General features: G+C 70.7%; 8 protein-coding genes. 2 read left to right on the top strand and 6 right to left on the bottom strand.

Annotated elements, in window-relative coordinates; genetic code table 11:
• Window positions 1–51 precede the first annotated feature (51 nt).
• The 6 genes from HCN51_RS22820 to HCN51_RS22845 all read right to left on the bottom strand — a co-directional run bounded on the left by HCN51_RS22820 (window position 52) and on the right by HCN51_RS22845 (window position 5,847).
• Complete coding sequence (locus HCN51_RS22820; protein ID WP_168011496.1) at window positions 52–903, bottom strand: DUF4429 domain-containing protein; 852 nt, start codon at window positions 901–903, stop codon at window positions 52–54.
• Between the two features lie 43 nt (window positions 904–946).
• Window positions 947–1,717 (bottom strand): ABC transporter ATP-binding protein, encoded by a 771-nt coding sequence (locus HCN51_RS22825; protein WP_206067459.1) that lies wholly within the window; start codon window positions 1,715–1,717, stop codon window positions 947–949.
• A gap of 160 nt (window positions 1,718–1,877) precedes the next feature.
• Window positions 1,878–3,113: a flavin-dependent oxidoreductase gene (locus HCN51_RS22830; protein WP_240973123.1), complete on the bottom strand. Its 1,236-nt coding sequence runs from the start codon at window positions 3,111–3,113 to the stop codon at window positions 1,878–1,880.
• A gap of 76 nt (window positions 3,114–3,189) precedes the next feature.
• A complete protein-coding gene (locus HCN51_RS22835) occupies window positions 3,190–3,993 on the bottom strand; it encodes an ABC transporter permease (protein ID WP_168011497.1) in 804 nt (267 codons plus the stop codon).
• 43 nt (window positions 3,994–4,036) lie between these two features.
• Window positions 4,037–4,849, bottom strand: coding sequence for an ABC transporter permease subunit (locus tag HCN51_RS22840; RefSeq protein WP_168011498.1), 813 nt, complete (start codon window positions 4,847–4,849; stop codon window positions 4,037–4,039).
• A complete protein-coding gene (locus HCN51_RS22845; protein WP_168011499.1) occupies window positions 4,846–5,847 on the bottom strand; it encodes an ABC transporter substrate-binding protein in 1,002 nt (333 codons plus the stop codon). Before HCN51_RS22845 ends, HCN51_RS22840 begins: the two co-directional genes overlap by 4 nt.
• Before the next feature lie 622 nt (window positions 5,848–6,469).
• Here HCN51_RS22845 and HCN51_RS22850 point away from each other — a divergent pair.
• Both HCN51_RS22850 and HCN51_RS22855 read left to right on the top strand, forming a co-directional pair.
• A complete protein-coding gene (locus HCN51_RS22850) occupies window positions 6,470–9,223 on the top strand; it encodes a nitrate- and nitrite sensing domain-containing protein (RefSeq protein ID WP_168011500.1) in 2,754 nt (917 codons plus the stop codon).
• Window positions 9,224–9,238: 15 nt separating this feature from the next.
• Window positions 9,239–9,439, top strand: a 201-nt coding sequence (locus HCN51_RS22855; RefSeq protein ID WP_168011501.1) for a roadblock/LC7 domain-containing protein, incomplete at its 3' end; no start/stop codon positions are given.

A 9,439-nucleotide genomic window follows, 5' to 3' on the forward strand; every position in this document is an offset into this window, starting at 1 on the left:
AACGGCCGATCCGGCTCGTCCGTCCGGCCGATCCAGCACCGGACGGCACGCTCAGATGCGTGACAGCAGTTCAGCCTTCTTGGCCTGGAACTCCTCTTCCGACAGCACCCCCGCGTCCCGCAGCTCGCCCAGCTTGGCGATCAGCTCGGCCACCTGGAGCCCGCGATCCACCGAAGCCTGCGGACGGCGCGAAGGGGCGGAGGCGGCGGGGGAGGGGGAGGGGATGGCGGCCAGGACGGCGGCGGCGAACGGCAGCGAGTGGTGGGTGGCCCCCCATCCGAGGCTGAAGGTGACGGAGGCGGGATCCTTGTTCGGGTCGGAGGGCATGCGCCGCCCGCGCAGTTTCAGCCGGAGCGAGCCGCTGGCCCCCTCGGGGGCGTGCCACTCGACGCCGTCGAGGTCGGTGACGCGGTAGCGCTGGTCGCCGGCCGCGTACTTGGCGGCGGAGGCTCCGGACCAGAACCAGGTGAAGGTGACGGCGTCGCCGTCGAAGGAGGCGGCGCCGTCCCAGCCCTTGAAGGCGCGCGGCACCGGGGGAGCGGCGATGAGGAAGCGGTCGGCGGGGTCGCGGCCGGTCAGGGCGGCGCGCAGCTCGTCGGCGTAGTAGTCGGCGAGCGTCTCCTTGGCGGCGGGCAGGACCAGCCGGAACGGGTCGGCGGACGCCTTGAGCTGCCCGGCCGCGGCGGTCAGCACGGGATCGGCGCCCTGACGGGGCACCACGCGCAGCACCACGGTGCGGCGCCGGCCTCGGGTGAGCGTGACGTCGGCGAGGGCCGCGTAGGGAACGACGCGTTCGCCGAGCGCGGCGACGAGCCGGGGCGCGCCGCGCTGCCCCGGGGTGATGGTCAGCGTCTCCGACCTGAAGGTCCAGGTGCCGCCGAGGCCCGCTAAGACATCCTCCATCACCCCAGCGTACGCGAGGGCACCCCAGCGTACGCGAGGGGCGTTACACGGTGGCGTGGCCGCGGACGAGGCGGCCGACCTCGGCGCGCAGGTGCACGAAGTCGGGGTGCTCGCGGGTGGAGATCTGGTCGCGGGGCGCGGGCAGGTCGACCTTCAGGTCGCCCACCACGTGCGCGGGCGCCTTCGACAGCACGACCACGCGGTCGCCGACGTAGACGCTCTCGTCGATGTCGTGGGTGATGAGCACGATCGTCATCTGGTGGTGGCCGCGCACCTTGAGGACGAGGTCCTCCAGGTCTTCCCTGGTCTGTGCGTCGACGGAGCCGAACGGCTCGTCCATGAGCATCAGCGTCGGCCGGTAGGCCAGGGCGCGCGCGATCGCGACCCGCTGCTGCATGCCGCCGGAGAGCTGGAACGGGTACTTGCGGCCCGCGCCGGCCAGGCCGACGGATTCCAGTGCCTCGGCGGCGGCCTCGCGGCGCTGCTTCTTGTCCATGTTCTTGCGGCGCAGCGGCAGCGCGACGTTGTCGGCGACCGACATCCAGGGGAACAGGGAGCGGCTGTAGTCCTGGAAGACCACGGCGAGGTTGTCCGGCGTCTGGCGGACGAGGTTGCCCTCCACCCTGACCTGCCCGCCCGTCGGCTGGATGAGGCCGGCGATGGAGCGGAGCAGCGTCGACTTCCCGCAGCCCGAGGGCCCCACGATGCAGAGCAGCTCGCCCGCGGCGACGCTCAGGTTGAGTCCTTCGATGGCGTGGTGCGCGTTGGGAGTACCGCCGCCGTACACATGGGAAAGGTTGTCTATCTCGAGCAATGGAATTCCTAGGGGGCGAGACCGCGGTCAGCACGGGCAACTCTTTGAGAGTCGGAATTGACTCTAGCGGAGCGGTAAATGCTGGACATGTCAGTCAGGTAAACCTATTCTGGCGCGATCTTACTCTCGCACGATCGGGCCTGTCATGGGAGCCACAGGCTCAAACACTCCACGACTCCCTTTCGTTCAGCGCCCGCACGTCGGCGTCGGAGATGCCGCGCTGGGCGGCCTCCATGGCGGCCAGTTCCTCGGCCGTGAGCACGTCGCTGACGTGGCGGAACCCGCCGGGTGCCCGCTCGGTGACCAGGCTGATCGTCTTCTCGATGGGCAGCGAGCGGTGCGCGAGCACCAGCGCCGACGTGGGCGGGCGCCGCTCCGCCTCGTACGCGGCCAGCGCCGCCGCCGGGTCGTCGTGCGTGGCCAGGCAGCGGGCCAGGAACCGGGCGTCGAGCACGGCCTGGGAGCCGCCGTTGGAGCCGATGGGGTACATGGGGTGGGCGGCGTCGCCGAGCAGGGTGACGCGGCCCTCGCCCCAGCGGGGGAGCGGGTCGCGGTCGACCATCGGGTATTCGAGTATCCGCTTCGTGGCGGCGAGTAATGCCGGGATGTCGACGAGCGGGTACTTCCACGATGCGAAATGCCGGGCGACATCGGCGTGGCTGCCGGTGCGCGACCAATCCGCGTCGGCGACGATGCCCGGCTCGGCCACCTTTACCTCGGCCACCCAATTGAGCAGCCGCGGATTGCGCGCCGAGATGTGATAAGTGACGAATTTCGCGGCGGAGTTCGAGCCGCCGGCCAGCACGGTGGCCCCGTCGAGCACCTGGTCGCTCTCGCCGATCCCGCGCCACATCCTGATGCCGCCCCACCGCAGCGGGTCGCCGGCCGGGTCGTGCAGCCGGGCGCGTACGGACGACTGCACGCCGTCGGCCCCGACCAGCACGTCCACCCGCTCCCGCGACACCCGCCCGTCCTGGCGGAGCGTGACGAGCACGCCGTCGCCGTCCTGCTCGAAGCCCTCGAACCGGACGCCGGTGCGCACGGGCCCGATGCGCCGCTCGACCGCCGCCAGGAGCAGCATCTGCAGCTCGCCCCGGTGCACGCTGTACTGCGGCCACCGGTAGCCGGCCGACCGCCCCCGTGGCAGCGCCATGATGATGTTGCCGTGCCGGTCGGCCACCGACATGAACGTCGTCTCCACGCCCAGCTCCGCCAGCGCGGGGCCGAGCCCGAGCTCGGACAGCTCGCGTACGGCGTGCGGCTGCACGTTGATGCCCACGCCGAGCGGCCGCAGCGTGCGGGCCGCCTCGATCACCACGCAGTCAAGACCGGCGGCGTGCAGGCTCAGCGCCGTGCTGAGACCCCCGATGCCCCCGCCCACGATCATCGTCTTCATGGTCATGCCCCCGGATGCGCTGCCGTCCCCGATGCCGTGCCAGACGCCGTTCCCGATGTCGTCCCCGTCGGGGACTCTAGTCGACGAGTTGCTGGGCGGCGTGGTGCCAGCCGAGCACGCGGCGCTCGGCGATCAGGAACAGCTCGTTGAGCAGGTAGCCCAGCATGCCGAGCAGCACGATCCCGGCCCACATGGCGGGCAGGTCGAAGGTCGCGTACGCGTCGGTGAGCTGGAAGCCGATGCCGTTGGTGGTGCCGGGCAGCAGCTCGGAGAAGACCATGACGATCAGGGACAGCGACAGGGCCAGCCGCAGCCCGGCGAACATCTTGGGCAGCGCGGAGGGCAGCACGACCCGCAGCAGCCGCTCGGCGCGCGACAGCCGGAACGCCTGGCACGTGTCCAGGTGCAGCGGCTCGACCGAGCGGGCTCCGTCGGCGGTGTTGAGCAGCACCGGCCACACGATGCTGAACATGATGAACGCGAGCTGCATCCGCAGCCCGAACCCGAACACCACCAGGAAGACGGTCACCAGCGCGGGCGGTGGGATGGCGCGCAGGAACTGCAGCACGCCGTCGAGGTAGTCGTACGCCCGCGCCGACAGCCCGACCGCGAGCCCAAGCACGACCCCGGCCAGCGCGCCCCCGGCGAACCCGAGCGCCATCCGGCCGAGGCTCGGCAGGATGTTCGCCACGGCCAGGTCGGTGAGGAAGCCCTGGCCGGCCGGGCCGGAGAACCACATGGCGTGCATGCGGGTCACGATCGTGCTGGGCGGCGGGAAGAACGCGCTGGCCGCGAGCCGGGTGGCGGCCTCCCAGAGCAGCACGAGCACGACCAGCACCAGCGTCCGGAAGACGGCGGCCCGCATGCCGCGCCCCCTCATGACCGCTCCCCGAGCCGGGCGTGGTGCCGGCGGAACGCCGGCCTCATGACCGCTCCCCGAGCCGGGCGTGGTGCCAGCGGAACGCCCGCCGCTCCACGGCCACCAGCAGCGCGTTCACCGCGACGCCGAACAGCCCCACCCAGAACACCCCGGCCAGGATGTCGGTCATGCGCGCGGGCACGGCGATGCCGGCGAAGAAGACGAACACGCCGATGCCCTCGCCGCGGCCGGCCACGATCTCCGTGCTGACGGTCAGGATGAGCGCCACGCCGGCGGCCAGCCGGAAGCCGGTGGTGATGAACGGCGCGGCCGACGGCAGCGAGACGCGCAGCAGCACCGCCAGGGGGCCGAAGCCGTAGGCGCGCAGGGACTCCTTGGCCAGGGGATCGACGCCGCGCAGGCCGTACATCGTGTTGTAGAGGATCGGCCACAGCGAGGCGTAGACGACGAGCGTGATCCGGTGCTGCAGGCCGGTGCCGATCACGAGCGCGACCAGCGGGATCAGCGCCACGGACGGGATCGGCCGCAGGAACTCCACGACGGAGCGCGTGGCCGCGTCGATGATCGGCACGCTGCCGAGCAGCAGGCCGAGCGGCACGGCGAGCAGGGCCGCGAGGCACAAGCCGATCGCCCACGCGAGCAGGCTGGTCAGGGCGTGCGCGCGGAAGGCAGGGTCGAGCAGCAGCGCGACGGCCCGGCCGACGATCTCGGAGGCGGGCGGCAGGAACTCGCGGTCGGCCAGCCCGGTCCTGCTGACCAGCTCGATCAGGGCGGCGAAGGCGAGGGCCCCGGCCGCCCGGCGGTACCAGCGGGAGGACGCCGCCGGGCGGGGACGGGGCAGGGTCTCAGTGCTCACCCGGACGTGGTGGGCGACATGAGCGACTTGACGTCGATCTGCTTCGAGAGCCACTTGGCTTCCCACATCCAGTCGGCGACCCGTTGCAGCCGGACCGGGTTGTCGCTGCTGGAGAAGTACGGGAAGGTCACGGTGGCCGCGGTGGCGGCGTCGATCTGGGTGAAGTTCGGCAGCACCTTGGCCACCACCTCGCGGTTGTTCTCCATGAGCTTGGCCGCGTTGTGGATGGCGCGCTGGAAGGCGGCCGCCGTCTTCGGGTTCTTGTCGTACCACTCCTGGCTGCTGACGTAGCCGGAGATGGGGAACTCCGCGGCGGGGCCGGAGGCGGGGTCGAGGATCTTGCGGGCTCCCATGGTGGAGGTGGCGGCGGTGACCATGGGCTCGCCGAGGTAGGCGGCGTCGATCTGGCCGCCCTTCCACGAGGGCATGATGTTCTGGAACGTCACCTGGACGTACTTGATGGTCGCGGGGTCGACGTTGTTGGCCTTGAGCACCTGCGTGAGCGCGAGCTCCTGGAAGTTGTGCAGGACGTTGACGTTGATCGTCTTGCCTTCCAGGTCCTTGGGCGTCTTGATGGGCGAGGTGGGCAGGGCCATGATGCTCAGCGAGTCGGGGGCTGCGCGAGAGCCCTCGGCCAGGATGCGCAGCTTCAGCGCCTGCTTGTCGTGGGCGGCGAACATCGACACGTAGTTGCCGAACATGGCGTCGATCTCGCCCTTCACCAGCATGGGGATGGCCTCGGGCGCGGCCTGGACGACCTCGGGCGTCACGTCGAGGCCCTCCTGCTTGAACAGGCCCTGGTCGATGGCGACGTAGATGGCGGCACTGTCGATGGCGGGCAGGGTCGCGACTTTGAGCTTCGTCTTCTCCAGGCCGCCGCCGGCGGAGGCGGAGGGCGGGGCGCTGGCGGCGGTTTCGGTGCCCGTGCTGCACGCCACGGCGCCGAGTGTCAAAGCGAACCCGATGATGGCGGCTCTGGCGGAACGGCCAAGCCTCATGTCAGGGACTCCCTTCAGATGGAGCCAGGGGGGGACCGGGTGGCTTCTGCTCCCGGGGGCTGTGTGCCTGACGCACAACAGGGATTGACCGTAGCACCTAATAGGTGGTCATTATCGCGAAGATAACACTTGTGGTTGCAATGTCCGATTGCCGCTATATCGTGAAAATTTGACGACCCGTAAGAAAGTTGGCGTTTGTCCGGTTTGGGAAAGGAGGTGACTGCGGGGCCGCGGTTACTGACGTGGTGTTCACACGATCTTTTCTGCGAGTCAGGATGGGGCTCGCGGAACGATCGATCCTTGCCGCATATCCGCTGGTAGAAGGCCATTTACCGATTCCGCCAGATTTTCTGGACATCTAGGGATAAACACCTCATCAAGGCACTAGTAGTGGTTGGCCATGGTCGACTCGTGTGCTCAAATGACGCTTATCTCGACGGAACGCAATTGCCCTACGTGAAACCCCGCATGTCCCCGAGAAATCCCCCCCAAGGGCGAGAGGTTGCGAAGGCAAGTGAGAACGCAGAGCGCTGAAGCTTCCGCTGACCGCGAGCCGCACGGCCATCAGAAGCGACGGCTGTCCGATCCGCCATCGAAGAGATTCGGATTGGGCAACTGGCATGTGCGATCGCGCCTCGTCGCGCTGATCGTCGTCCCGACGGCCGTCGCCGTGGGCCTGGGCGGGCTGAGCGTCGTCACCTCACTCAGTGACGCCAACACGTACCAGACCCTCAGAGAGGTCGCCGAGCTCAGCGAGCAGCTCGGGGCCGTCACCCACGAGCTGGCCTTCGAACGCGACGAGACCGCCCTCTACATCGCCCAGGGCCGGCCGAAGGACCGCGAGGCGCAGCTCAACACCACCCACAACGAGGTGAACAGCCTCATCGAGGGCGCCAAGCAGCGCGCGCTCGCCCTCACCGACACCCACGCCGAGGCCGTGCGCCCGGTGCTGCGCCGGCTCGAAGAGGTGCCGACGCTGCGCGAGACGGCCGTCAAGGGCAAGATCCAGCCGCTGCCGATGATCGAGAAGTACTCGCAGATCATCGCGCGGCTGCTGCAGTTCCACGACCAGGTCGGCCAGGTCGCGGTGGACGACCAGGTGGCCGACAGCGCCAGCGCCATGTCCGCCATCTCGCGGGCCAAGGAGCAGGCGTCCAAGCAGCGCGGCATCCTGGCCAGCGCGCTGGACAAGAAGGGCTTCGACAGCGGCGAGCTCGACGCGCTCACCGACGCCAAGTCGCGCGAGGAGAGCGAGGAGACGCTGTTCGGCGTCCTCGCCAATCTCGACCAGCTCGAGCTCTACCGCAACACCGTCGTGGGCCGCGACGTCGACCAGACCGACCTGTTCCGGCTGCGGGCCATGGCGCAGGCGTCCGAGGGCAAGGAGCTGAGCATCGGCCTGCGCCCCGACCGGGACGTGGCCACCTGGTTCGAGGTCAGCACCGGCAAGATCGACGCGTTGCGGACCGTGGAGAAGGAGCTGTCCTCCTCCGTCATCCTGCGCGCCCGAGCGCTGGAGGAGGGGGCCAACCGCTCGGCGCTGATCTCCGGCGTCCTCATCCTGCTCCTGCTGATCGTGGTGCTCGCGATCATCTCGCTCATCGCCCGCTCGCTCATCAGGCCGCTGCGCCGGCTGCGCCGCGAGGCGCTGGACATCGCCGGGCAGCGCCTGCCGGAGACCGTCCGGCAGCTGCGCGAGAGCGGTGACGGCAGCGTCGGCCCCGTGGTGCCGATAGGCGTGGACACTCACGACGAGATCGGCGAGGTGGCGCGGGCGTTCGACGAGGTGCACCGCGAGGCGGTCCGGCTGGCGGGTGAGGAGTCGCGGCTGCGGTCCAACGTCAACGCGATGTTCGTGAACCTGTCGCGGCGCAGCCAGACGCTGGTGGAGCGGCAGATCACCCTGATCGACGGGCTGGAGCAGGGCGAGCAGGACGAGCAGCGGCTCGGCAACCTGTTCAAGCTCGACCACCTCGCCACCCGCATGCGGCGCAACAGCGAGAACCTGCTGGTCCTCGCCGGCCAGGACCCGCCCCGCCGGTGGAGCCAGCCCGTCAAGCTCGTCGACGTGGCCAGGGCCTCCCTGTCGGAGGTCGAGAGCTACGAGCGGGTCGTGCTCCAGGTGCCCGACGGCGTGTCGGTGGCCGGGCAGGCCGTCAACGACGTCATCCACCTGCTGGCCGAGCTGGTGGAGAACGCGCTGTCGTTCTCGCCGCGTGAGACCAGGGTGACGGTGTCCGGCAGCCGGATCGACGGCGGCGGCGTGATGCTGTCGATCACCGACTCCGGCATCGGCATGACCCAGGAGGAGCTGGTCCAGTCCAACGAGCGGCTGACCGAGGCGCCCAGCGTGGACGTGTCCGTCTCGCGGCGGATGGGCCTGTTCGTGGTCGCCAGGCTGGCGCACCGGCACGGCATCCGCGTCCAGCTGCGCCCGCACAGCTCCGGCGGGCTGACCGCGATGGTGCTGATCCCCGAGAACATGCTGGGCTCCGGCCTTCGCCGGGATGCCGTCCTTCTCCGGCAACCAGCCGCCGTCCTTCTCGGGCAACCAGCCACCGCCGTTCTCCGGCGACCAGCCGCCGGCCTTCGCCGGAGCGGGAGCCGGGGCAGGGGAGCCGGGCGGCGAGCCGTACGCGGGGCCGCATCCCGCCCCGCCGGCCACCGACTGGCCGCAGCCCACGTTCCAGATGGGCCCCGGGCACCCGTCGTTCCCGTCGAACCCCGAAGGCGGCGGCAACTGGGGCGGCCCCTGGCAGCCCGACTCCTGGCAGCCCGACCCCTCCGCGTGGCCGGCCGAGCCGCGCACCGGCTTCCAGAGCGGCGACATCTGGACGCCGCCACGTGGCCCCGCCCAGAACGGCGACCGGAGCCTGCCCCGGCGGCCCGTGCCCGCGCCGCCCCCAGGTGGCTGGAGCCAGGACACCAACCCGCCACAACGGCCGGGCTTCGGCTTGCAGGACTCCGAGCCCGACCCCGGCACCGACCCCATGCCGGCGGCACCGCCCGCGTCCGCCGGCGACGACTACCTGCCGATCTTCGCCGCCGTCGAGTCCGCCTGGTTCGGCCGCGACACGAACGGCGCGAGCTGGGGCTCCTCGAAAGCGGACGCGGGCTGGAGCGCGGCGGAGGCAGTGGTGGAACCGGTACGCGACGGCGCGACGGCGGCCGGGCTGCCCAAGCGGGTGCCCAAGGCCAACCTGGTGCCCGGCTCGGCGGACACCGCGGCCTCCCCGCAGGGCGTGATCCCGCTGCCGTCGGTCTCCCCGGACCGGGTGCGCAACCGGCTGTCCAGCTTCCAGCAGGGCTTCCGCGCGGCACGCGACGACATCAGCGAGGGCCGGGCGCTCCCGCCGGCGGGCCCGAAGCAGAGTGAGAGAGAGGAGGGCGCATGAACGACCTCAGCCACGCGGCACGCGGCGTCGACTGGCTGATCACGGACTTCGTCAGCACGGTCCCGGGCGTGGCGCACGCGGTGGTCGTCTCGTCCGACGGGTTGCCGCTGGCGGCGTCGGCGGGTTTTCCGGCCGATCGGGCCGATCAGCTCGCCGCGATCGCGTCGGGTCTGGTCTCCCTGACGCAGGGCGCGGCC

Origin of the sequence: Nonomuraea composti (assembly GCF_012034275.1) — a bacterium.
In the GTDB taxonomy this organism is placed as follows: domain Bacteria; phylum Actinomycetota; class Actinomycetes; order Streptosporangiales; family Streptosporangiaceae; genus Nonomuraea; species Nonomuraea composti.